This window comes from Nocardioides sp. Leaf285 (assembly GCF_001422955.1).
GTDB classification, from domain to species: Bacteria; Actinomycetota; Actinomycetes; order Propionibacteriales; family Nocardioidaceae; genus Nocardioides; species Nocardioides kribbensis.
The window spans coordinates 643,372-666,780 of the sequence record NZ_LMNH01000001.1; the positions used below are offsets into that span (position 1 = coordinate 643,372).

Below are 23,409 nucleotides of genomic sequence, written 5' to 3' on the forward strand. Positions count from 1 at the left end.
CGCGGGGGCCGCAGGGGGTCCGACGGGGCCCTCCACCGCCCGTCGGGCGGCCGTCCGCCGCCCGTCCGCCGCCTGTCCTGGTCCCGTGGAGGTGGACAGCGCCGGGTCCGCAGACGGGGCGAACCTAGACTGGGCAGCATGACCGACGGCCGTGGACGCTCCCTCGCAGACCTCATCCAGCGGGGCGAGCGGTCGTTCTCCTTCGAGTTCTTCCCGCCCAAGGACGCCGCCGGCGAGGAGCAGCTGTGGCAGGCGGTGGCGACCCTCGAGGCCTACCGTCCCACCTTCGTCTCGGTGACCTACGGCGCCGGCGGCGGCACCCGTGACTCCACGGTGCGCATCACCGGTCGCATCGCGCGCGAGACCTCCCTGCTGCCCATGGCCCACCTCACCTGCGTCGGGCACACCCGCGGCGAGCTCGAGTCGATCCTCGACGAGTACGCCGCGGCCGGCGTGCACCACGTCATGGCCCTGCGCGGCGACCCCAGCGACGGGCCCCGGGCGCCGTGGACCCCGACCGAGGGCGGCCTGACCTACGCCACGGAGCTGGTGGAGCTGGCCCGCGCGCGCGGCGACTTCCGCGTCGGCGTGGCGGCCTTCCCCGAGGGCCACCCCTCGGCGGAGTCGCTCGACCACGACGCCGACGTGCTCGTCGCGAAGGCCCGGGCGGGCGCGGAGTTCGCGGTCACGCAGATGTTCTTCCGTGCCGCCGACTACTTCGCGCTGGTGCAGCGGGTCCGCGACCGCGGCGTCGACCTGCCGATCCTGCCCGGCATCATGCCGATCCTGAACCTCAAGGCCATCCGTCGCCAGGGCGAGCTCATCGGCACCGAGGTGCCCGAGGAGGTCGTGGCCCGCATCGCCGCCCACGACGGTGACGCGGTCTCGATGCGCGCCGAGGGCATCGCCGCCGCGGCCGAGCTGTGCGAGGAGCTGCTCGAGGGCGGCGCGCCGGGGCTGCACTTCTACACGCTGAACCGCTCGCGGGCCACGCTGGAGATCTTCGAGAAGCTCGACGTCAGCGTCTGACCCTGACCCCGTCGGCGGGCCCGACCACCTGGGCCACCAGCGCCGCCGAGAGTCCCACGAAGGGCAGCCCCGCGCCCGGTGTGGCGTGGGCGCCCGCGGTGACGAGCCCGGCGACGGGGGTGTCGGGGCCCAGGCGGCGGCGTACGGTCGAGCGGCCCTGCCAGAGCACGCCGAGCGGCGAGCCGCCCCACTCCTGCACCAGCTCGCGGGGTGTGAGGTCGATCCGCGTGACGACGTGGGGCCGGACGTCGATGCCGGCCCGCGCCAGCGCGACGAGCACGTCCTCGGCGAGCCGGCCGCGACCGTGGATCGTCCAGGCGGCGCCACCGTCCGGGGCCGTGCCTCCCGGCCTGACCACGATCACGGGGTCTCCGTGGAGCACGACCTCGTGCGGGAGGTCGGGCAGGTCCGTCGCGGCCCGCAGGCCGACGTGGCACACGGTCGGGGGGATGGCCGGCATGGTGCGCTCGACCAGCCGGGCGAGGGCGGGCATGCGCCGTGGGTCGACGGCGAGCACGACGACGTCGGCGTCGACCTCGCCCTGGTCGGTGCGGACCGCGACGGCGCGGCCCCCGCGCACCACCACGTCGCGCACCTCGCAGCCCAGGTCGACCTCGACCCGACGGGTGGCCAGCCGCGCGGTCAGCGCCGTCGTGACCTGGTGCAGGCCGCCGGGCACGGTCCAGGCGCCGAAGCGCTGCTCGAGGTAGGACACCACCCCGGCCCAGGCCGGCACGTTGCGCAGGTCGTGCCCGTCGGCCGTGAAGGGGTGGCCCGCGACCAGGCGCAGCCGCTCGTCGCGGAAGGTGCGGCGCAGGCGCTTGTGGAGGGTCTCGCGGGAGTCGAGCCGTGCGGCGACCTCGCGGGGCAGGGCCCCACGCTGCCAGGGCACCTCGAGGTAGCCGCGGCGCAGCACCTCCCAGTCGTCGGTGAACGACGCCGTCCAGTCGGCCCACTGCCGACCCAGCCCGGGGGAGAGCGCGTCGAAGGCCGCGACCTGGGGCGCGCGGGTGGCGGGGAGCCGCAGCACGGTGCGGTCCTCGAAGCGGTGCTCGCGCACGAGGTCGAGCGGCTCCAGGTCGAGCTCGCGCTCCAGCGGACGGCCCGACTTGCGGAAGAGGTCGCGCAGCACCGCCGGCACGAGGGTGGAGGTGGGCCCGGCGTCCCAGGTGAAGCCGTCCTGCTCGCGGGCCGCGAGGGCGCCGCCGAGGGCGGTCGAGCGCTCGAGGAGCCGCACCTCGTGGCCCAGCTTGGCCAGCCGGACGGCGGCGGCCATCCCGCCGAAGCCCCCACCGACCACCACCACCCGCGACATGCCCGGAGCCTAGGGCGTCGAGGGGCCGGGCCGGCGCGCAGGACCAGCGCCGCGGGAGGGCGTCGGTGCCGTGAGGAGACCCTCCACCGGGTCGCCGACCGCGATGGGACCCGAGGACAGCGCCCGCAGCACCGACCCGCCCCGGCGACGCAGCGCCGCGGCACCGCCCGGGCCCATGCTGCGCTCCATCAGGGCGCACGGGGCCGCCACCCGCACCACCTCCAGCTCGACCCCGCCCACGCTGACCCGCGCGCCCGGGTCGGTCGGCACCGTGCCGTGGCTCACGGTGACGGTGCGCCGCGTCGCCGAGGCCGGCACCGGGGAGCCCAGGGCCTCGGCGGCCTCGAGCAGGGCGTCGGCGGACTGGAGGGTGACGTGGCGGTGACGGATGCCGTGCCAGCGGTCGCCGACCACGCCTGCGCCCGCCTCGACCTCGACGCACCGGCGGGGCTCCATCGGGGCGTGCCGCTCCGGCGCGACCCAGAGCTCGGTGACGCGGGGCACGGCGTCGGCGTCGGCGTCGGCGTCGGAGGTCGTGGAGCCCGTGGCGGTCGGGGCGGTGCTCGACGACCCCGGGGACGGGTCGGGAGAGGTCACGGCGCCGGCTCGACCTCGACCGGGGTGCCGCCGGTGAGGCGCAGCAGCTCGTCGTGGGTGGTGCTGAAGACCGCCGCGGGGTGGCCGGCGGCCGCCCACACCACCGGGTGGCGGCGCAGCCAGGAGTCGACGTACGTCGGCACCGGCGCGGGGTGCCCGACCGGGGAGACCCCGCCGATCACCTGGCCGGTGTGGGCCCGCACGAACTCCGGGGTGGCCCGGCGCAGGGCGGCGACGCCCACGACGGCGGCGACGTGGGCGGTGTCGACGCGGTGCGCCCCCGAGGTGAGCACCAGCACCGGGGAGCCGCCGGCGTCGAAGAGCAGGCTGTTGGCGATGGCGCCCACCTCGCAGCCCAGCGCCTCGGCGGCCAGGGCCGCGGTGTGGACGGCGTCGGGCAGCACGACGACCTCGCCCGTGCCGCCCCGCTCGCGGTGGGCCGCCCGGAAGCGGGCGATGCCGGGGTGCTCCTCGCTCATGGTGCGACCCTAGGCGGTGACGCCGACAGCCGTGGTGCGGTCGTCCGGTCGGGGCGGGTCGTGCCGGCGGCGCGCCGCGCGCAGGGAGGGTGTGGTGCGCGTCGCCCCCGCGGCGCCCGCCCCGCGTGGTGGTGCGGGACGTCCTCCACCTCGTCTGGGACCATGGCCCGGACAGGACGGCTCGAGACGGAGGAACACAGCATGATGCGGCAGCAGCCCAGGTCGTTGACGGTGGCGATGGCGCTGCTCGGGCTGCTGGTGGCCGTGGGTGCCGTCACCGTCGCGCTCACCGCCCTCATGCGCGACACGCTGATCCTGAACTGGGCCGAGGGGCACCGCTCGGCGCGGGAGATCCTGGAGACCCGGGGCCTGGACTACCTCAAGTCCAACGAGCCGATCGTGATCCCGCAGTTCTTCCCCGTGGCCGCCGTGCTCTTCGTGGTGCTCGCCATGCTCATCGCCGTGCTCGTCGTCTTCCTGCGCGACTCCCACAACTGGGCGCGGGTCAGCCTGACCGTGCTGGTCGTGATGATCGCGGTGGCCACCATCGGTGGCATCCGGATCGACCCGCCCGCCGTCTTCGTGGCCATCTCCTACCTCGCCCTCGCCCTCGACATCGGTCTGCTCGTGGCCCTGTGGCACCGCGACACCAACACCTACATGCGCGGTGTCGAGGAGGCCCCCGCGGCCCTCTGAGCCGCCCGGCCCCACCCCGCCCCGCCCCCCCCGCCCGCCCCGCCCGGCCCACCCCGCGAGGCTCCCGGTCCCACCCCGCCCGGCCCACCCCGCGAGGCTCCCGGTCCCACCCCGCCCGGCCCCGCCAGGCCCGCCGCGGTCGGGCCCGCTCCGCCCAGCCCGGCCCAGCCTGGCTCCCGGTCCCACCCCGCCCGGCCCCGCCAGGCCCGCCGCGGTCGGGCCTGCTCCGCCCAGCCCGGCCCAGCCTGGCCCGGCCCAGTCCCGCAGGCCTCGTCGGCCCCTTGGGCCCCAGCTGTCGGCCCGGACCCGCACCTGTCGGCCTGCGCGTGGGCCGACAGGTGCGGGTGTCACCAGCCGACCGGTGAATCCCGCCAGGGCCGGCCGCAGCCCTCCGCGACCAGGCGGCCCCGGGGGCGCTCGGGCGACCCTTGACGCACTGTCCGTGGCGGGCGGTATGGTTCACCCGTGTTCGAATACATGTTCGAACACTGCCGACGGGGGCGACCTCGACCCCCGTCCCCGTCGGCGCTCGATCCCGGGTGGCTCCGCCGGAGCGGGGCCTCGTCGGGAGCAGGTCAGGGGGTCGCACGTGGGGTCGACGACCAGGTGAGGTGGACCATGACAGACGACATCCAGCAGCACGCCCCGCGTGGGGCCGAGGTGGAGGCGTGAGCGCGCCGCGGGCGTCGGTGGCCCCGCCCAACCCCTACGCCCTCCCCGCGACCACCCACTCCTACCTCCTGCGGGCCGCGGAGTCGCTCCAGGAGGCCGTCGTGGCCACCGAGGTGCCGGCGCGCTACGCGCTGGCCCACGTCGCCGCGCTCCGCTCGGCGGCCGCGCTGCTCTCGGCGCGGGCCCAGCCGGCGCCGGCGCGGCGTCGACCGCAGAAGAACGCCTGGGTGCTGCTGGCCGAGGTGGCGCCGGAGCTGGCGGAGTGGGCGACCTTCTTCGCAGCGGGGGCCTCGAAGCGCGCCGCCGCGGAGGCGGGGTCGCGGCGCGCGGTCAGCGAGCGCGAGGCCGACGACCTCGTCCGCGATGCCGACCGGTTCCTGGGTGTGGTGGAGCAGGCCCTGGGCCTGGTCCCGCACGCGCCCTCGGCCGAGCGCATCAGCCGCGCCGGCTGAGCCCTCCGCCCCCCTTCGACCGGCCGCCCGGCCGCGCGGCGAGGGCGGTGACACGGCTCGGGGCGGGGCCTCGTCGGTCCGGGTGGCTGGATGGTCGGGGTTGAGTCCATGACGAGGGGTTCCCCGGTCGCGCCGGGCGGTGAGGATCGCCCAGGCTCGACCGGGGGCCGCTGTGGCCCCGCCCGCCCCGACGCCCGCACGGGTGTCCCAGTGATCGGAGTCCCGCGCATGCGGCTTCTCGGGCCGCGCCGCACGGCGCAGCTGGTGTCCCTCCTCCTCGTCCCGGCCACCCTCACGGTGGCCCCCGCCCTCGCGCCCGCCGCCCTCCTCGGCGCGCCCGAGGGATCGACGGCCGGCTCGACGGCCGGCTCGATGGTCGGGTCGGTCCTGCCGGGGGCGGCCAACGCGGCGACGCCGGTGAGCGTCGCCACCGCGCGCACCGTGCAGGACGGCTCCACGGCCACGGTGCGTGGCTACGTCGTGGGTCAGCCCACCGCCACCAGCACCGTGGTGACCTCGGGGTTCCCCGACGACTACGCCCTCGCCCTGGCCGACGCGCCGGGGGAGACCGCCACGTCGCGGATGGTCTACGTGCAGGTGCCGAGCGCCTTCCGCGCGTCCTGGGGGCTGCGGTCCAACCCCGCGCTGATGGGGCGCCGCATCGACGTGACCGGCACGCTCGGCGCCTACTTCTCGGCCCCCGGCGTGCGCAACGCCACCGCCTTCGCCCTCGCCGACGGCGGCGGGGGCACCACCCCGCCCACGAGCGGGGGCACCGACGACTACGACAGCACCTACTACGCCGGTGCCGTCGGCAAGACGGGCTCGGCGCTGGAGACGTCGCTGCACACGATCGTCTCGCGCGGTGTCGCGCGGCTCACCTACGACGAGGTCTGGGCCGCCCTGCGCGAGACCGACCAGGATCCCGCCGACGCGAGCCGCGTGATCGAGCTCTACACCGGCGAGAGCCGCCCCGAGACCGACAACGGTGGCGGCGTCGAGCAGTGGAACCGCGAGCACGTCTGGGCCAAGAGCCACGGCGACTTCGGCACGGCCACGGGCCCCGGCACCGACCTGCACCACCTGCGCCCGGCCGACGTGACGGTCAACTCCGCTCGCGGCAACCTCGACTTCGACGAGGGCGGCTCGCAGAACGCCGAGGCTCCGGGCAACTACGCCGACGGCGACTCCTGGGAGCCGCGCGACGCCGACAAGGGCGACGTGGCGCGGATGATCTTCTTCATGTCCGTGCGCTACGAGGGCGGCGACGGCTTCCCCGACCTCGAGGTCAACGACCGGGTCGCCAACGGCACCGCCCCGCTGCACGGCAAGCTGTCGACGCTCCTGCGGTGGAACGCCGAGGACCCGCCGTCGGCCTTCGAGATGCGCCGCAACGACGTCATCTACGAGCGCTTCCAGTTCAACCGCAACCCCTTCATCGACCACCCGGAGTGGGCCGACGCCATCTGGTGACCCGCGCCGGCGGCCGCGGTCGGTGGCGGTGACGAGCGGCCACGGTGCCTGGCGGGTGGCGGTGCGCGACGGGTGGCGGTGACCTGCGACGCGTCGTAGGGTGGAGGGTGTCGAACAGACGTTCGACACACGACGTCCCCGGCGGCCGCAGCACCTGCCACCGGGTCGAGCCCCAGGGAGTCCGCCCCCGTGCCAGGTGATCGACCCCAGCGCGTCCCCACCGCCGCCCCCGTCGCCGCGTCCCTCGCCGGGGGCGGCCCGGCGACGCGGGCGCGGGCCCGACCGCTCGTCGGTCCCCTAGGGTGGGCGCCATGGCAGCAAGCGAGCGCCCTCCCGCCCGGCCCGACGAGCGGTCCCAGGAGCGGCCCAGCGAGCGGCGGGCGGCGGCGCGCACGGCCGTCGTCTGGGCGGCCCTGCAGGAAGCGCTCGGCGCGGGAGGGGCGGGCCGACCGCTCGACGTGCTCGACATCGGCGGCGGCACGGGCGGCCTGGCCGTGCGGGTCGCCGAGCTCGGCCACCGGGTGTCCGTCGTCGACCCCAGCCCCGATGCCCTCGCCTCGCTGGCGCGGCGCGCGCGGGAGCGGGGCGTCGAGGTGTCGGGCCAGCAGGGCGACCTGTCGACCCTGGCCGAGGTGGTGGGCCCCGCCAGCGCCGACGTCGTGCTGTGCCACGGGGTGCTCGAGGTGGTCGACGACCCGGCGGCCGCGCTGGCCAGCCTGCGAGCGGCGATGCGCCCCGAGGCCACCCTCAGCCTGCTCGTCGCCCAGCACCACGCCGCCGTCGTCGCCCGGGCCATGGCCGGACACTTCGGGCAGGCGCTGGCGATGCTCGACGCGCCGAGCGGCGCACCGGTCGCCGGCGGACGCGCCCGCTCGGGGCGACGCTTCACCCGTGACGAGCTCGAGGGGCTGCTGGGCGGCGCGGGGCTCGAGGTGCTCTCGGTGGACGGCGTGCGCGTCTTCGCCGACCTCGTGCCCGGGTCGCTGCTCGACCTCGAGCCCGGCGCCAGTGCCGCGCTGGTCGAGCTCGAGCGGGCCGTCGCACGCCGCTCGGAGTACCTCCCCCTCGCGACGCAGCTGCACGTGCTCGCCCGCTAGCGACCGGCCGGCACCCGCCGGCCGACGCCCTCGCACCCCTGGGCCGCGGGGGGACCGGTGGTGACCGACCGGGGGGTGGCGGGCCCCGACGACGCCGCGCTCCCGGACGCGGGCCGGAGCGCCGCGCCACGCGCCGACCGGCGGCCGGAGGGCACGCCCCGACCGGTGACGCCGATCCTGCACGTCGACATGGACGCGTTCTACGCCTCGGTGGCCCTGCGGGAGCGGCCCGACCTGCGTGACGTGCCCGTCGCCGTCGGCGGCGCCCACCGCGGCGTGGTGCTCGCCGCCAGCTACCCCGCCCGGGCGCACGGCGTGCGCTCGGCGATGCCGATGTCGCGGGCGCGACGGCTCTGCCCCCAGCTGGTCGTGCTGGCCCCCGACTTCGAGCTCGTCGGCAGCGTCTCCCGCGCGGTCCACGAGTGCTTCCGCCGGATCACTCCGCTGGTGGAGGTGCTGTCGGCCGACGAGGCCTTCCTCGACGTCGGCGGCGCCGGGCGGCGGCTCGGGCCGCCCGAGGTCGTCGCCGAGCTGGTCCGCGCCACCGTCCACGACGAGCAGGGCATCACCTGCTCGGTGGGGGTGGCCGCGACGGTGTCGGTGGCCAAGCTGGCCAGCCGGCTGGCCAAGCCGGACGGCGTGGTCGTCGTCGCTCCCGAGGACGTCCCCCGCATGCTCCACCCCCTCGACGTCGGCCTGCTCTACGGCGTGGGGGACAAGACCCGCGCCCGCCTCCAGCGACTGGGCCTGCGCACCGTCGGCGACGTCGCCCGCACCCCCCGCGCCGCTCTCCACGAGCTGGTGGGCGCCCGCCAGGCCGACCACCTGCTCGCGCTGGCGTGGGGCACCGACCGCGGCGAGCTCGTCGTGGGGCGTGCCCCCGGCTTCGGCGGCGGCGAGCCCGACTCCTCGATGGGCGCCCAGCACACCTTCGGGCGCGACGTCGCCGACCGCGACGGCGTGCTGCGCGAGCTGCTGCGGCTCACCACCTCGGTGACGGGCCGGATGAGGGGACGCGACCTGGTCGGACGCACGGTCGCGATCACGGTGCGCTCGACCGACTTCACCACCGTGAGCCGCTCCCGGACGCTCGCGGAGCCCACCGACGTGACGCGCGAGGTCTACGAGACGGCCGTGGCGCTCTTCGACGCGCTGGGTCCGCAGCGGCGCGCCGTACGCCTGGTGGGGGTGCGGGTGGAGGGCCTCGGCCCCCGCGGTGCGGTGCACCACCAGCACGTGCTCGGCGAGAGGGAGCGTGGCTGGTCGGAGGCCGACCGCGCGGTCGACCGCGCCACCCGTCGCTTCGGGGGCGCCGCGGTGCGTCCGGCCAGCCTGCTCTGAGGACCGGCGGCGCGCGACAGAGGTCGTCGTGCCGCCGCCGAGCACGTCCCTCGACCCCCGCCGCGCGAGTAATTTCCCGACGCGCCTACCGTGACGTCGATCGCCTGCCTAGAATTGGCGCGACGGTGAGCCCGCCGATCCGCGTGACCCTGGAGGACCCTGTGCCACTCTCCGAAGAGGAGCTGCGACTGCTCGAGCAGATGGAGCGCGCCCTCTCTGAAGAGGATCCCAAGTTCGCCTCCACCCTGCGCGGCACCTCGCTGCGCCGGGCTGCACGGCGCCGCGCGATCCTGGCCGGCGTCGTCTTCGTCGTCGGCATCTGCGTCCTCATGGGCGGCGTGATCAGCAAGGTCTACGCCATCGGCATCGTCGGGTTCGTGATCATGCTCGCCTCGGCGACCATCGGTCTCAACGCCCTCAAGGGCCAGCAGGCCGCCGCTGCCGCCGAGACCCAGGGCGCCGCGGCGCACCCGTCGGCGGGCTTCACCGTCATCGACGGCGGCCGCGCAGGTCGCTCCGCGCGCGCCGGCAAGAGCCGCGGCGGGCGGCCGTCGCGTCGCCCGCGCAAGTCCGGCACGTTCATGGAGCGCGCCGAGGAGCGCTGGCGCCGGCGCCGCGAGCAGAACGGCGGCTTCTGAGCCCTCGCTCGGCCCTGTCCCCACGCGTGACCGATGGCGGCTCGGACCCGTGCCCGGCGTGCGCGCCTGAGGTGACCGCTGCTCGGTCCTGACCGCTCGGCCCTCCGGCGGCCGCCCTCGACGAGCCGGACGACGGTCCCGGTCGACGGTCCTGGTCGACGGCTCGGTCCGAGGCCTCCGGTCGACGGCGCTCGTCGACGGCGGCAGCGGACGGCCACTCGGGCCCGCACCGACCGACATGCCGGCCCCGGTCGGCAGGTCGGTGCGAGGGGCTCGTCGTCCGCGGGGTCCAGCGGCCACCCCGGCCTGCGCCGGCCGATGTGCCCGGCCCCGGTCGTCGGACCGGCGCGAGGTCGACGGAGCGGGAGCCGGTGGAGCCACGGGGCGGAGCCCCGACCGCCCCCACCGGAGCCCGCCGGGAGCGCTGGCACCCGGCCCCCCGCCCGGCGGCCCCGCTCAGCGGTCGGGCCAGGGCGGCGGCCCGTGCTCAGCCGGTCGGTCGACACCCGGCCCGCCCGGCGGTCCCTCTCAGCGGTCGGGCCAGGGCGGCGGCGCGTGCTCAGCCGGTCGGTCGATCCGGTCGCACCGGTGAGGTCACCCGGCCGGCGCCGCAGAGGTCAGCCGACCTCGTCGACCGTCGCGGCGCCGGTGCGCGTGGCACGCACCTCGGCCCGTCGCGCCTGGGCGCCCGACGGTCGCCGGCCCGCGGTGAGCACCGATCGCGGCCACCACCGCGCCGCGCGGCGCTGTCGCGGCGTCACACCGGCCAGCAGGGCCGCGACGCAGACGCGCCCGTCGTCGCCCACCTGCTCGCTGGCGGCGGGGGAGCCGGTCGACCCGGCCGGGGCGTAGCGCAGCCGCTCGAGGGCGGTGACGAGCCGACGGGTCGCGGCGGCCGCCTCCGGGGCGGCCGCGGCGCCGCGCTCGGGTCGCTCGACCGGCTCGGCCGCGGGGTCGGCGTACCAGTCGAGGAGCGCGGCGCCGGCGGTGCGCACCGAGCGCTGCTCGGGCCAGGGGTGGCCGAGGTCGAGGGCGGTGGCGCGCAGCTCCTGCCAGACACCCTCGGGACCTGCGGCGAGCCAGCGCTCACGCCGGCGGCCCCGCAGCAGGCGCGGCAGGAGCAGCAGCGCCCCGAGCGCCAGCAGGCCGCCGACGCCCCCGGCGACGGGGGCCCACGGGAAGGTCGTCGCCGTCGTGTCGGTGTCGTCGGGGCCCTGCGCCTGCGGCACCTCGGGCTCTGCGCTCGGCGTCGGCCGGTCGGGCTGCACCGGGGCCTGCGACTGCTCGCTCGGCTGGGCCGAGGGCTGGTCGGGCTCGGAGTCGAGCTGGCCACGGGTGTAGTCGGGCACGGCGGCCGCCCGGTCGGCGGGCGTGGGCTCGAAGCGCACCCACCCGGCGCCGGCGATGAAGAGCTCGGGCCAGGCGTGGAGGTCGTAGGCGCTGAACTGGTACCGGTCGGGACCGATCTCGTCGGGGCGCAGGAAGCCGACGGCGACCCGGGCCGGGATGTCGAGCTCGCGGGCCATCACCGCCATGGCCGAGGCGAACTGCTCGCAGTAGCCGACCCGCCCGCCCTCGTCGTCGCGCAGGAAGGCCTCGAGCTCGCTCACGCCGTTGCCCTCCTCGGCACGCGCGAGGTCGTAGGTGAACTCCGAGCGGAACCAGTTCTGCAGGGCCACGGCCTTGGCGTAGCGGGTCGGTGCCTCGGCGGTGACCTCGACGGCCAGGTCGCGCACCAGGTCGGGCAGCGGGGGCAGGTCGACCATCTCCGCGCTGACGGCGCCGGCGGCCGAGGGCGCCGAGGCGAGCTGGGCGGCGGAGAGGTCCAGCTCGACGCCGGTCATCGAGTAGTCGAGCCCGGCGGTGTCGAGGTCGTCCGCGCTGGCCAGGAAGTCCATGGTCGACTCGTCGTAGCGCCAGTCGCCCTCGGCGCGGATGGCGCGGATCGGCGCCCAGGTGGGCAGCCAGCGCGACTGGAAGTCCTCACCGATGCTCACGTCGTAGTCGTAGGAGCGTCGCGCGACGTCGCCCGCGACGCCCTGCAGAGCCGGCACCGCGCCGTCGGGCAGGTTGTCGGTGGGGATCTCGCGGTCCCCGGAGCTCCACGCCTCGCTGGAGAAGCGGTTGAGCACGGCGATGCGCAGGTACGACGGGTCGGGGTCGTCGGTCTGCACCTCGAGCAGGGGGATGTCGCTGCCACGGCGCAGGTCGCGCTGGAGGTCGGTCATGGGGTTGACGATCTGCACGGCGTCGTCGCCGCCCGCACCCCCCGCGCCGAGGGAGAAGACGTCGACGTCGAGGGTCGGCACCCCGAGGGGCACGAGCACGGCCAGCGCCGTCGCCGCGGCACCGACGCTCGCGGCGCCCACCCGCGAGGTCGAGCTGCGGGGGCCCAGGGCGGCCGAGGCGCGCAGGTCGGTGTCGCTGGCCTCGGTCGGGCGGCCGCGCTCGTCGAGCGGACGGCCCCACCGGGCGACCTGCTCGTCCTCCTGGAGGAAGAGCATGACCAGGAAGCCCGCCGCGGTGAGTGCGAAGACCCACCAGGAGAGCCCGGAGTCGACGATGCTCACCGGCACCGCGTAGACCGTGAGGAGGGGCAGGCCCGCCAGCGGCACACGGCGCACGCCGTTGGCGAGCAGGTCGACCAGGAGCATGCAGGCCAGCCCGCCGCCGACGAGCAGCGGGTCGAGCGGGGCGGCCTCGGGCGGCACGGGGGCGGCGTACTGGCGTGAGGTCGCCACGGCGGCCTCGACGGCGCGCACCAGCTCGCCCCAGCCGGCACCGAGCGGCACTGGGGTGTCGATGAGCAGCTCGGAGGCCAGGGCGACCCCGACCACCGTCTGCGCGAGCAGCACCACGAGGGCGGGGAGGCGGGCGAGGCGGGCCAGGGCACCTGTGCCGGCGACGACCAGGGCCAGCAGCAGCAGGGGCCGCAGGAACCCGCCCGGGGTCTCGGTCAGCCCCCGCCAGGACACCACCGCGGCCCAGGTGGTGAGGGTGGCGGCCAGGGCCGAGAGCAGCAGGCGCCCGGCGCCCCGGGCGCGAGGGTCCTTCGGCGCCGACGCTCGCGCGCGGCCGGTGCTCGGGCGGGCCGGGGACCCGGCCGGTGGCACGAGGGTGGGTGCGCTCACGAGGGTCCTCCACGGGTGGTCGCGCCGGTGCCGCCGCCGGTCCTGATCCCGGTGCCGGGCCCGCTGGTCGCCCCGTGCGGTCGGGGGGCGGTGGCGCGGCTGCGGCCGAGGTCCTGCCAGGCGGCGTCGAGGCGGTCGCGCGGGCCGAGCCCGACGCTGCGCCAGCCCTGGCGGGAGAGCACGGCGGCGCCGGAGGCGCCCGGGGCGGTCGGCACGCCGGTGCCCCAGGCGGCCACGTCGAGGGCGACCGCGAGACCGGCGTCGGCGCCGTGGTGCATGCGGCGCAGCACCGGCAGGTCGGCCTGGGTGAGGTCCCCGAGCACGGCGATGACGAGCCCGCCCTGGCCCTGCTCGCGCAGCCAGCCGGTGTCGAGGTGGGTGGCCCGCAGCGGCTGCAGGACGGCGAGGGACTCCAGGATCGGCCCGGTGTCGAGGGTGGCGTCACGCACGTGCCAGGCCGCGGCGGCGTCCTCGCCCGCAGCGGTGACCAGACGTACGGCGAACCCGCGCCGACCCAGGTGCGTGGCGATGGAGGCGGCGGCCACGACGGCGGTCTCCAGCGAGGAGGCGACGCCCTGGCCGCGGTGGCTGCCGGCGCGGTTGTCGATGAAGAGCGTCGCGCGGGCCTGCCACGGCTGCTCCTCGCGGCGCACCATCAGCTCCCCGGTGCGGGCCGAGCTCAGCCAGTGCACGCGCCGCAGGTCGTCGCCGCGGCGGTACTCGCGCACGGTGACGTCCTCGGCGCTTCCGTGGGCGAAGGTGCGGGGCCGGTTGTCGCCCGACCCGGAGGAGCCGCCGCCGAGGTTGATGGGCGGCAGCGGCACGACCCGGGGGGTGACGGTCAGCGGCACGCTGGTCTGGAAGGCCCGGCCGAGCTCGACGAGTCCGAAGGGGTCGCTGACCCGCACCGTCATCGGCCCGACGTCGTAGCGCCCCCGGACGTCGCTGCGCACCTGGTAGCTCACCTCGCGGCGCCAGCCCTGGCCGATGCCGTCGAGCACGAAGCGCGGGCGGGTGCCGAGCACGTAGGGCAGCTGGTCCTCCACCAGGAGCACGGCGTGGGGGGTGCGGCCCTGGTTGGTCATGGTGAGCCCGACCCGGGCGGGCTGGCCGGCGGTGACCAGCTGGGGGCTCACCGTGCGCACCAGGGCGAGTCGGTAGCGGTTGCGGCCGACGTAGGCGGCGGTGAGCAGCGGCAGGGCCAGCACCAGCACACCGACGCGGGTGAGCGCGGGCTGGCCGAGCAGCACGGCGCAGACGACGGCGGTGACGCCCGCGGCGACGAAGGCGCGACCGCGCAGGGTGAGCCCGGCGAGGGCCTCGCGCATCGGTCCTCCCAGGGTCGTCCGGCGGTGTCGGTGAGGTCGGTGGTGTCGGCGTGGGGCGGTGTGGGGCGGTGTGGCGCGGCGCGGGGTGCCGCGGTGGGGGAGTGGGGCTCAGGCCCGGTCGGGCTCCGGCACCGGCACCCCGGCGAGGATGCGGTCGAGCACGGCCTCGGTGGTGCGACCGTTCATCGCGGCCTCCACGCTGGGCAGCAGCCGGTGGGCCAGCACGGTGCGCGCCAGCAGCTGCAGGTCGTCGGGCACGACGTAGTCGCGGCCCTCGATGGCGGCGTACGCCTTCGCGGCCCGCACGAGGTGGAGCGTCGCGCGGGGGGAGGCGCCGAGGGTGAGGTCCTCGGTGGTGCGGGTGGCGCTGGTCAGCGCGACGGCGTAGCGCTGCACCGCGTGGGCGACGTGCACCTGCGCCACGATCCCGGTGATCTTGCGCAGCTCGGAGGCGTCGGTGACGGCCTCGAGGTCGTCGAGGGGGTTGGAGCGGGTGTGGGAGTCGAGCATGGCGATCTCCGCGGAGGCGACGGGGTAGCCCATCGAGACCCGGGCCATGAAGCGGTCGCGCTGGGCCTCGGGCAGCGCGTAGGTGCCCTCCATCTCGACGGGGTTCTGGGTCGCGATGACCATGAACGGCGCCTCGAGGTGGTAGGTCGCGTTGTCGACGGTCACCTGGCGCTCCTCCATCGCCTCCAGCAGCGCCGACTGGGTCTTGGGGGAGGCCCGGTTGATCTCGTCGCCGACGACGACGTTGGCGAAGATCCCGCCGGGGCGGAACTCGAACTCGCGGGTGTTCTGGTTGAACACCGAGACCCCGGTGACGTCGGAGGGCAGCAGGTCGGGGGTGAACTGGATGCGGCTCACCGAGCAGTCGATGCTGCGTGCCAGGGCCTTGCTGAGCATGGTCTTGCCGACCCCGGGCACGTCCTCGATGAGCAGGTGGCCCTCGGCGAGCAGCACCACGAGGGCCGCGGAGACGACGTCGGGCTTGCCCTCGATGACCCGCTCGACGTTGCCCCGCACCCGGGAGACGACCCGGGCCACGGTCTCGAGGTCGGCGCCTCCAGGGATCGGAGCAACCACGTCGGGTCCTTTCGGTCGTGCACTCGGCGCCGGCGGGCACGGCGCCCGGGGATGACATCACGGTAGGGCGTCGGTGCAACTCGCGTCGCCTGTCGGCGCGCTCGCGTCAGGTCCGGCCCCGGCGGTCACGGTGGTCGGCTGCGCCCCACCACGCACCCCCGGGGCGCGCCGGGTGCCCCACGCTCCTCCGCCCGCGCTCCACCTCCGCGCGGGCCCGCTCCACCGGCCCCCACCGTGCGCCCCGCAGCAGGTCCGCGTCGCCTCGTCGTACGCCGGGAGCGCCCGGCCGATCTCGGTGCCGCAGGCCGCTGACCTGCGACGACAGCGGTTCGGCGGGGCGCTCGGCCGCCGCGGCGCGCCGCGCCGGCGCAGGGTCTGCCCCGCAGGTCGGACGGACAGGGCGACGAGCGGCCGCGGCCCGGTGGAGCGCTCGCGGGCGCAGAACACCGCCCCGGAGTGGTCGGATGTGGTTGACGGTGGAGGAAGGTGGAGTAAGGTGGTGCGAAGTGGAGGAGGCTCCCGGATCAGTGGAGGTGCGACGTGTTCTTCATGGGCACGTACACGCCGAAGCTGGACGAGAAGGGACGTCTCTTCCTGCCGGCCAAGTTCAGGGACCGACTCGCAGAGGGGCTCGTCGTGACACAGGGACAGGAGAAGTGCCTGGTCGTGTGGCCCGAGGACGTCTTCATGCAGGAGGCCCAGCGCGCACAGAGCACGCCGATGACCAACCGCGACGCCCGTGACTACGCCCGCGTGCTCTTCGCGGGCGCTGAGCAGGGCACGCCCGACAAGCAGGGGCGCATCGGCATCCCGTCGGTGCTGCGCCAGTACGCCTCGCTCGAGCGCGACGTCGTCGTCATCGGCGTGATGGACCGCATCGAGATCTGGGATCCCGCCCGCTGGCAGGAGTACTCCTCCGGGGCCCAGGAGAAGTTCGCCGAGCTCGACGAGCAGCCGCCCGTCTGACCCGGCACCCCCGGCTCCACCCCGCACCACCGCAGACGGCTCCACCCGCACCACCAGCAGCACCACCCGCACGTCCACCACGGATCCGCCGGTCTCGGTACCGGCCCGCTCCCTCGGCCCTGGGGCACCTTCCCCGGCACCAGGACCGAACGCCACCTCGAGTCTTCTCACGGAGCGGGCCGGGACCCGGCTCGGCGGATCCGCCCTTTCCCCCGCACCGCCCGCACACCACCCGATCTGGGGTCGACGATGAGCATCACCCACGAGCCCGCGCCGCCGCGGGTGCGCCACCAGGCGCGCGACGCGGTGGTGCTGATGGCGTTCTCCGCCGCGGTCTCCCTCGGCGGCGCCGCGACCCTCCTGCTGCTCTCGAGCCTGGGACGCTGAGGTCGGCTCCATGGCTTCCCCCCGCCACGTCCCGGTCCTGCTCGACCGGGTCGTCGACCTGCTGGCGCCCGCGCTCGACGAGTCCGCCGCCGCCCGGCTGGGCGCGGCTCCCGTGCTCGTCGACTGCACCCTGGGCCTCGGTGGCCACAGCGAGGCCGTCCTTGAGCGGCTGCCCGGCGCCCGCGTCGTGGGCATCGACCGCGACCCCGCCGCGCTCGCGCTTGCCGGCGAGCGCCTGGCGGCCCACGGCGAGCGCTTCACCGGCGTGCACGCCACCTACGACGAGATCGGCGAGGTCGTCGCCGACCTCGGCCTGGGCGAGGTCGCGGGCGTCCTCTTCGACCTCGGGGTCTCCTCCATGCAGCTCGACGTGCGCGAGCGCGGCTTCGCCTACGCCGAGGACGCCCCGCTCGACATGCGCATGGACTCCTCGACCGGGCCGACCGCCGCCGACGTCCTCAACACCTACTCCGCCGCCGACCTGACCCGCGTCCTGCGCGACTACGGCGAGGAGAAGTTCGCCCGCAAGATCGCCGCCGCCGTCGTGCGCCGCCGCGAGAGCGAGCCCTTCACGACGTCCGGGCCGCTCGTCGAGCTGCTGTACGCCGAGATCCCCGCGCCGGCCCGGCGCACCGGCGGCCACCCCGCCAAGCGCACCTTCCAGGCGCTGCGCATGGAGGTCAACGACGAGCTGGCCGTCCTGCGCCGCGCGCTGCCGGCCGCCATCGACGTCCTCGGCGTCGGCGGGAGGGTCGTGGTGGAGTCCTACCACTCGCTGGAGGACCGGCTGGTCAAGCAGGCCTTCACCGCCGCGACCCGCTCGGTCGTGCCCGACGACCTCCCCTTCGTGCCCGAGGGCAGCGAGCCGGCCCTGCGCCTGGTCACCCGCGGCTCGGAGAAGGCCGACGCGGGCGAGATCGAGGCCAACCCGCGCGCCGCCTCCGTGCGCCTGCGCGCCGTCGAGCGGGTCCGACCCTCCGACGGGCCCCAGGACCGGCCCCAGGGCCGGTCGGCCGCCCGCACGCCCCGCACCACCCACCGTCCCGACACCCGAGGGGGAGCAGCCCGATGAGCAGCACGGCACGAGCGATCCAGACCAGACTGCCCCGCCTCGCCGAGGCCGCCGTCGAGCGCGCCCGGCTGACCGTCGTGCCCCGGGGCCGCACGAGGGCGGCCAAGGTGCCGTTCGTGACCCTGCTCAGCCTGCTGATGCTCGGCGGCGTCGTGGGCCTGCTGCTGTTCAACACCTCGATGCAGCAGTCGGCCTTCGCCGCCACCGAGCTCCAGGACCGCGCCACCGTGCTCACCGCGCGCCAGGCCTCGCTGTCGATGCAGCTCGAGCGCCTGCGCGACCCGCAGAACGTCGCGCGCCGGGCCCAGGCCCAGGGCCTGGTGCTCCCGGCCGCACCGCAGTTCCTCGACCTCTCCGACGGCACCGTCACCGGCACCACCGACGCCGCCCTGGCCCCCGGGACCCTCGCGCTCGACCCGCCCCCGGCGCCGCTGCCGGCCGAGCTCCGCCCGCCGGCCCCGACCCAGGCCCCGCCCGAGGGCATCCTCCCCGGCGACCGCGACCGCTCGGGCGACCGCGACCGCTCGGGCGACCGCGACCGCTCGGGCGACCGCGACGGCTCGGGCGACCGCGACGGCTCGGACGCCGGCGACCGGTCCGGCGACCGCGACGGCAGTGGTCGTGAGCGCCAGCAGGACCAGACCGGCGACGACACCGGCGAGGACGCCCCGCGCGGCAACCGCGACGGCGACGCCGGTGGGGGTAGGAACGACCGGTAACACCTGCACCACCCGCACCACGTGCATCACCCGCACCACGGACCGAACCGCCCAGCACCAGCACCACCCGGAGGACGAGCGTGCGACAGACCCGCCAGCCAATGCGCAGGACCGCAGCCCGTGGCCCGGCCCGCCCCGCCGGCGAGCTGAGGGGCTCCCCGCAGCTGCGGCTGCGGATCGGCTTCCTGGTCATCGCGATGGTGCTGTCGGTCTTCGTGGGCCGCCTCGTGCAGCTCCAGGGTCTCGACCCCGCCTCCTACGCCTCGATGGCCGCGGCCGAGGGCCTGGAGGAGATCGTGCTCCCCGCCGAGCGCGGCGACATCCTCGACCGCAACGGCGAGCCGCTGGCGGAGTCGGTCGACGGGCTGATGGTCGTGGCCGACCCGGCGCTGACCGCCGACGACGCCCCGGAGCTCGCGCGCTTCCTCGCCAACCGCCTCGACGTCGACTACTTCACGATCCTGCCCCGCCTGCGGGCCGAGGACAGCCGCTTCCAGTACATCGCCCGCAGCGTGCCCGCAGCGCTCGCCACCTCGGTGGTCGCCAAGGCGCGCGCGCTGGGCTACGACGGTCTCGTGACCGAGCGCGACCCGGTGCGGGAGTACCCCGCGGGCGACGTCGCCGCCAACCTCGTCGGCTTCGTCGGCACCCCCCGCAAGAACGGCACGACCAAGCCGCTGGCCGGCTTCGAGCGCACCTTCGACGACCTCCTCGACGGCGTCGACGGCGAGGCGCGCTACTCCGTGGCCGCCGGCAACCGCGTCCCGCTGGGGGAGAACACCACCGTGCCGGCCGTCGACGGCGAGGACCTGCGCACCACCCTCGACCGCGACCTGCAGTTCTACTCCCAGCGCGTGCTGCGCCAGGCCGTGCGCGACTCCGGAGGCGAGTCGGGCTCGGTCGTCGTGCTCGACAGCCGCACCGGCGACGTGCTGACGCTGGCCGACTACCCCACCTTCGACGCCAACCACCCGCTGGAGTCCGACGAGGCCGACCTCGGCTCGCGCGCGGTCAGCGACGTCTACGAGCCCGGGTCGGTCGAGAAGGTCCTCACCGTCGCGGGCCTGGTCGACGCCGGCAAGGTCACCGCCCGCACGCGGCTCACGGTGCCCGGCGTGCTGCAGCGCGAGGGGGACAACCCGATCAGCGACTGGTTCGACCACGGCACCATCCGGCTCACGCTGGCCGGCGTCATCGCCCAGTCCTCCAACATCGGCACCGTGATGGCCACGGAGAAGTACGACGACGGCGAGCTGCGCTCCTACCTCGACGCCTTCGGCCTCGGGCGCACCACCGGCACGGGCATCCGCGGCGAGTCGGCCGGCATCCTGCCCGACGAGAGCATCTGGTCCGACGCGCTGCAGGACCGCATCGCCTTCGGTCAGTCGGTCTCGGTCAACGCGCTGCAGATGGCGGCCGCGGTCAACACCATCGCCAACGGCGGGGTGCGCATCGACCCCAGCGTGGTGCTCGGCTCGGCCACCACCGACTCCGGCGAGCAGGTCGGCACCGACCACGCCACGGAGCGCCGCGTCATCAGCGAGGACGCGGCGCGCCAGACGACCCACATGATGGAGCGCGTGGTCGACCCCGAGGTCGGCGTCGCCCCGGGCGCGGCCGTCCCCGGCTACCGCGTCGCCGGCAAGACCGGCACGGCGCAGCGGGCCAGCAGCGAGTGCCAGTGCTACGACGGCAGCTACACCGTGTCCTTCGCCGGGTTCGCGCCCGCCGACGACCCCCGCTTCACCATCTACGTCGTGGTGCAGAACCCCACCAACGGCGGCGGGGGCGGCTCGGTCGGCGGTCCGGCCTTCTCCAAGATCATGGGCTACGCGCTGCGCCGCTACGCCGTGCCTCCCACCGGCACCGAGCCCTCGCGCCTGCCCGTCGAGTGGTGAGCCCGGCCGCGCGCTCCTAGGCTGACCCGATCGTGACCTCGACACCTGGCACTCCCGGCACGTCCGGCGACACCCGCCCCGCAGACCCGCCCCGCACGCCCCTCTCCGAGCTGACGGCGTGGGTGCGCCGCGAGCTGGTGCCGGCGCACCGCACCGCGCCCTCGAGCGACCCGACGCTCACCGGCATCACGCTGAGCTCCCAGCGCGTCCGGCCGGGCGACCTCTACGCCGCGCTCCCCGGCGCGCGCGCCCACGGCGTCGACTACGCCGCGGCGGCGGTCGGGGCCGGAGCCGTGGCGGTGCTCACCGACCCCGCGGGCGCCGACCGCGTGCCCCCCGATGTGCCCGCCCTCGTGGTCGACGACCCCCGCCGTGTGCTCGGGCGGGTCAGCGCCCACCTCTACGGCCACCCCGCCGAGCGGCTGACGATGATCGGCGTCACGGGCACCCAGGGCAAGACCACCACCACGCGGCTCCTCGAGGGCGGCCTGGCCGGCGCGGGGGTGCGCTCCGCGGTCATCGGCACGGTCGGCACCCGCATCGCCGGGGTCGACGTACGCACGGCGCTGACGACGCCCGAGGCGCCCGACCTCCACGGTCTCTTCGCCGTCATGGTGGAGCGCGGCGTCGAGGTGTGCGCCATGGAGGTCTCCAGCCACGCGCTCGTGCTGGGCCGCGTCGACGGCGTGGTCTTCGACGTGGCCGTCTTCCTCAACCTCGGGCGCGACCACCTCGACTTCCACGACACCGTGGAGGAGTACTTCCAGGCCAAGGCCGCCCTCTTCGGCCCCGACCGCGCGCGTCGCGCGCTGGTCAACCGCGACGACGAGCACGGCCGGCGCCTGGCCCGGGAGACGCCGCTGCCGGTCGCGACCTTCTCCACCACCGGCGGGGGCGCCGACTGGGAGGCGCTCGACCTGCGTCCGGCCCCGAGCCGCACCTCCTTCGAGGTGCGTGGCCCGGCGGGCCCGCCGTTCCCGGCCGAGGTGCCCCTGGCCGGTGCCTTCAACGTCTCCAACGCCCTCGCGGCCGTGGCCGCCGCGGGCGAGGCCGGGCTCGACGCCTCCGGCGTGGCCGACGGGATCGCCGCTCTGGCCGGCGTGCCGGGCCGGCTCGAGAGCGTCGACGCGGGGCAGGACTTCGAGGTCGTCGTCGACTACGCCCACAAGCCCGACGCCGTCGAGGCGGCCGTGGCCGCCCTGCGCCCGCTCACCGCGGGCCGGGTGGTGGTCGTGCTGGGCGCCGGGGGTGACCGCGACACCGGCAAGCGCCCGGTGATGGGGGAGATCGCCGCGCGGCTCGCCGACGTGCTCGTCGTCACCGACGACAACCCCCGCAGCGAGGACCCGGCCGCCATCCGCGCCGCCGTCCTGGCCGGCGCCGCCGCGGTGCCCGAGGCCGAGCGCGCCGAGGTGCGCGAGGTCGGCGACCGGCGTACGGCGATCGCCGCGGCCCTCGCCGTGGCCCGGTCGGGCGACATCGTGCTCGTGGCCGGCAAGGGCCACGAGACCGGTCAGGAGGTCGACGGGGTGGTGCACCCCTTCGACGACCGGCTCGTCGCCCGTGAGCTGCTGCTCGCCCCCCGGGCCGAGCAGCCCGACGCCTGAGGTCCTCCCGCACCCCGCGGGCACCGGCGGCGTGGCACGAGGGCGCCGCCGGTGCCTCGCGGCTCAGCCCGGCACGCGCTCGCGCCGCCCGAGGTCGAGACCGAGGTGCTCGCGCAGGGTGCGACCGGCGTACTCCCGGCGGAAGAGCCCGCGCCGGCGCAGCTCGGGCACGACCTGGTCGACGAAGTCCTCGAAGGTGCCGGGGCTCTGCGCCGCCGAGAGGATGAAGCCGTCGGCCTCGCCCCCGCGGAAGCTCTCCTCGATCTGGTCGGCGACCTCGGAGGCGGTGCCGACGAGCTGCGGCAGCAGGACGCCCTGGGCGTAGAGCCGGCCGATGTCGCGCAGCGTCAGGCTGTCGCGCTCGCTCAGACGGCGGGCGAGGTCGAAGAGTCCCTGCGTGCCCGAGACCTCGACGTGCTCGAGCGGGGCGTCGAGGTCGTAGGCGGAGAAGTCGTGGTCAGTGTGGACCGAGAGGGTCATCAGGCCCGAGACCGGGTCGGCCAGCTCGTTGTGGAAGGCCTGCTTCTCCTCCGCGATCGACCGCGTCTCGCCGACGAAGGGCACGAACGAGGGGAAGACCTTGACCTGGTCGGGGTCGCGGCCCGCGTCGCTGGCGCGGCTCTTGATGTCGTCGTAGTAGGCGCGCCGCCCCTCCGGCGTCGGGTCGATCTCGAAGATGGCCTCGGCCCACCTCGCGGCGAAGTCGCGCCCCTTGCTCGAGGAGCCGGCCTGGATGAGCACGGGCCGGCCCTGGGGGGAGCGGGGGGTCGTGAGAGGTCCCCTCGTCTTGTAGAAGAGCCCGTCGAAGTGCGCCGGCCGCACCTTGTCGGGGTCGGCGAAGACGCCGGTCGCCTTGTCCTGCACCAGCGCGTCGGCGTCCCAGGTGTCCCACAGGGCCACCGCGGCCTCGACGAACTCCTGGGCGCGGTCGTAGCGCAGGTCGTGGTCGAGGGCCTCGGTGAGGCCGAAGTTCTGGGCCTCGGAGCGGCTGAGCGACGTGACGATGTTCCAGGCCGCGCGACCGCCGCTGAGGTGGTCGAGGCTCGCGAAGGCCCGCGCCACCTCGAAGGGGTGGAAGTAGGTGGTGCTCCTGGTGACCGCGACGCCGAGGTGGCGTGTGACCGCGGCGATGCTGGCCGCCACGAGCGACGGGTCGAGGGTGGCGCTGGCCTGCGTGCCGCGCCGCAGCGCCTCGCGCTCGTCGCCGCCGTAGTTGGTGGGCACGGCCAGCAGGTCGGCGAAGAAGACGAAGTCGAAGGTGCCCCGCTCCAGGGTGCGCCCCACACGGTGCCAGTAGTCGGGGGTCAGGAACGCCGGGTCGGAGCCGGGGTGGCGCCAGGCGGCGTGGGAGTGCGTGACGTGGGAGGCGATCTGGAATCCGCCGAGGTGCAGCTGCCGGCTCATGGAGGTCTGCCTTTCAGGAGTA

20 protein-coding genes are annotated in these 23,409 nt (G+C 76.0%); 13 read left to right on the forward strand and 7 right to left on the reverse strand.

The features are described from left to right. Window positions 1-138: 138 nt before the first annotated feature. On the forward strand, window positions 139-1,029 hold the full coding sequence (metF, locus tag ASF47_RS03030; protein WP_056862490.1) for a methylenetetrahydrofolate reductase [NAD(P)H]: 891 nt from the start codon (window positions 139-141) through the stop codon (window positions 1,027-1,029). On the opposite strand, the gene ASF47_RS03035 is transcribed toward metF, so the two are convergent. The 3 genes from ASF47_RS03035 to ASF47_RS03045 are packed head-to-tail and all read right to left on the reverse strand — an operon-like array spanning window position 1,019 to window position 3,420. Then, entirely contained in the window at window positions 1,019-2,344 is a 1,326-nt protein-coding gene (locus ASF47_RS03035; protein ID WP_056862491.1) for a phytoene desaturase family protein, read from the reverse strand. The two genes, metF and ASF47_RS03035, sit on opposite strands and share 11 nt — an antisense overlap. 9 nt (window positions 2,345-2,353) lie before the next feature. Then, window positions 2,354-2,941, reverse strand: a complete 588-nt coding sequence (locus ASF47_RS21630) for an MOSC domain-containing protein (RefSeq protein WP_200918924.1) — start codon at window positions 2,939-2,941, stop codon at window positions 2,354-2,356. Beyond that, entirely contained in the window at window positions 2,938-3,420 is a 483-nt protein-coding gene (locus ASF47_RS03045; protein ID WP_056862492.1) for a YbaK/EbsC family protein, read from the reverse strand. The genes ASF47_RS21630 and ASF47_RS03045 overlap by 4 nt, the downstream gene beginning before the upstream one ends. Before the next feature lie 201 nt (window positions 3,421-3,621). Here ASF47_RS03045 and ASF47_RS03050 point away from each other — a divergent pair, with 201 nt between their 5' ends. From ASF47_RS03050 to ASF47_RS03075, 6 genes are all read left to right on the forward strand, one after another. Next, entirely contained in the window at window positions 3,622-4,116 is a 495-nt protein-coding gene (locus ASF47_RS03050) for a hypothetical protein (RefSeq protein WP_156697700.1), read from the forward strand. 668 nt (window positions 4,117-4,784) lie between these two features. Next, window positions 4,785-5,240, forward strand: a complete 456-nt coding sequence (locus tag ASF47_RS03055; RefSeq protein ID WP_056862494.1) for an SAV_6107 family HEPN domain-containing protein — start codon at window positions 4,785-4,787, stop codon at window positions 5,238-5,240. A 264-nt stretch (window positions 5,241-5,504) separates the two neighbouring features. Next, entirely contained in the window at window positions 5,505-6,713 is a 1,209-nt protein-coding gene (locus tag ASF47_RS03060; RefSeq protein WP_235558598.1) for an endonuclease, read from the forward strand. Between the two features lie 311 nt (window positions 6,714-7,024). Further along, window positions 7,025-7,810, forward strand: a complete 786-nt coding sequence (locus ASF47_RS03065; RefSeq protein ID WP_082499929.1) for a methyltransferase — start codon at window positions 7,025-7,027, stop codon at window positions 7,808-7,810. 165 nt (window positions 7,811-7,975) lie between these two features. Continuing rightward, window positions 7,976-9,151 carry a DNA polymerase IV gene (dinB, locus tag ASF47_RS03070; RefSeq protein ID WP_235558600.1) on the forward strand — a complete coding sequence of 392 codons (1,176 nt, stop codon included), beginning with the start codon at window positions 7,976-7,978 and terminating at the stop codon, window positions 9,149-9,151. 125 nt (window positions 9,152-9,276) lie between these two features. Next, entirely contained in the window at window positions 9,277-9,789 is a 513-nt protein-coding gene (locus ASF47_RS03075) for a DUF3040 domain-containing protein (protein WP_235558601.1), read from the forward strand. Between the two features lie 617 nt (window positions 9,790-10,406). Here ASF47_RS03075 and ASF47_RS03080 read toward each other — a convergent pair. The 3 genes from ASF47_RS03080 to ASF47_RS03090 form a co-directional block, all read right to left on the reverse strand. Next, complete coding sequence (locus ASF47_RS03080) at window positions 10,407-12,920, reverse strand: transglutaminase family protein (RefSeq protein WP_056862496.1); 2,514 nt, start codon at window positions 12,918-12,920, stop codon at window positions 10,407-10,409. After that, window positions 12,917-14,248 carry a DUF58 domain-containing protein gene (locus tag ASF47_RS03085; RefSeq protein ID WP_082499931.1) on the reverse strand — a complete coding sequence of 444 codons (1,332 nt, stop codon included), beginning with the start codon at window positions 14,246-14,248 and terminating at the stop codon, window positions 12,917-12,919. The genes ASF47_RS03080 and ASF47_RS03085 overlap by 4 nt, the downstream gene beginning before the upstream one ends. 108 nt (window positions 14,249-14,356) lie before the next feature. Next, window positions 14,357-15,334 carry an AAA family ATPase gene (locus ASF47_RS03090; RefSeq protein ID WP_056862497.1) on the reverse strand — a complete coding sequence of 326 codons (978 nt, stop codon included), beginning with the start codon at window positions 15,332-15,334 and terminating at the stop codon, window positions 14,357-14,359. A gap of 540 nt (window positions 15,335-15,874) precedes the next feature. On the opposite strand from ASF47_RS03090, the gene mraZ reads away from it, so the two are divergent. The 6 genes from mraZ (at window position 15,875) to ASF47_RS03115 (ending at window position 21,983) form a co-directional block, all read left to right on the forward strand. After that, window positions 15,875-16,300, forward strand: a complete 426-nt coding sequence (gene mraZ / locus ASF47_RS03095; protein ID WP_200918925.1) for a division/cell wall cluster transcriptional repressor MraZ — start codon at window positions 15,875-15,877, stop codon at window positions 16,298-16,300. A gap of 249 nt (window positions 16,301-16,549) precedes the next feature. Further along, window positions 16,550-16,687, forward strand: a complete 138-nt coding sequence (locus tag ASF47_RS20935) for a hypothetical protein (RefSeq protein WP_156697701.1) — start codon at window positions 16,550-16,552, stop codon at window positions 16,685-16,687. 10 nt (window positions 16,688-16,697) lie between these two features. Continuing rightward, window positions 16,698-17,759: a 16S rRNA (cytosine(1402)-N(4))-methyltransferase RsmH gene (rsmH, locus tag ASF47_RS03100; RefSeq protein ID WP_056862498.1), complete on the forward strand. Its 1,062-nt coding sequence runs from the start codon at window positions 16,698-16,700 to the stop codon at window positions 17,757-17,759. Further along, window positions 17,756-18,478, forward strand: coding sequence for a hypothetical protein (locus ASF47_RS03105; protein WP_056862499.1), 723 nt, complete (start codon window positions 17,756-17,758; stop codon window positions 18,476-18,478). The genes rsmH and ASF47_RS03105 overlap by 4 nt, the downstream gene beginning before the upstream one ends. A gap of 101 nt (window positions 18,479-18,579) precedes the next feature. Beyond that, window positions 18,580-20,376, forward strand: a complete 1,797-nt coding sequence (locus ASF47_RS03110; RefSeq protein WP_056862500.1) for a peptidoglycan D,D-transpeptidase FtsI family protein — start codon at window positions 18,580-18,582, stop codon at window positions 20,374-20,376. 110 nt (window positions 20,377-20,486) lie between these two features. Beyond that, the gene (locus tag ASF47_RS03115) at window positions 20,487-21,983 is read left to right on the forward strand and encodes a UDP-N-acetylmuramoyl-L-alanyl-D-glutamate--2,6-diaminopimelate ligase (protein ID WP_156697755.1); all 1,497 of its coding nucleotides are present in this window, start codon (window positions 20,487-20,489) and stop codon (window positions 21,981-21,983) included. A 63-nt stretch (window positions 21,984-22,046) separates the two neighbouring features. Here the strand turns inward: ASF47_RS03115 and ASF47_RS03120 are convergent, their stop codons facing one another. Further along, window positions 22,047-23,387 carry an LLM class flavin-dependent oxidoreductase gene (locus ASF47_RS03120; protein ID WP_056862502.1) on the reverse strand — a complete coding sequence of 447 codons (1,341 nt, stop codon included), beginning with the start codon at window positions 23,385-23,387 and terminating at the stop codon, window positions 22,047-22,049. Between the last annotated feature and the right edge of the window lie 22 nt (window positions 23,388-23,409).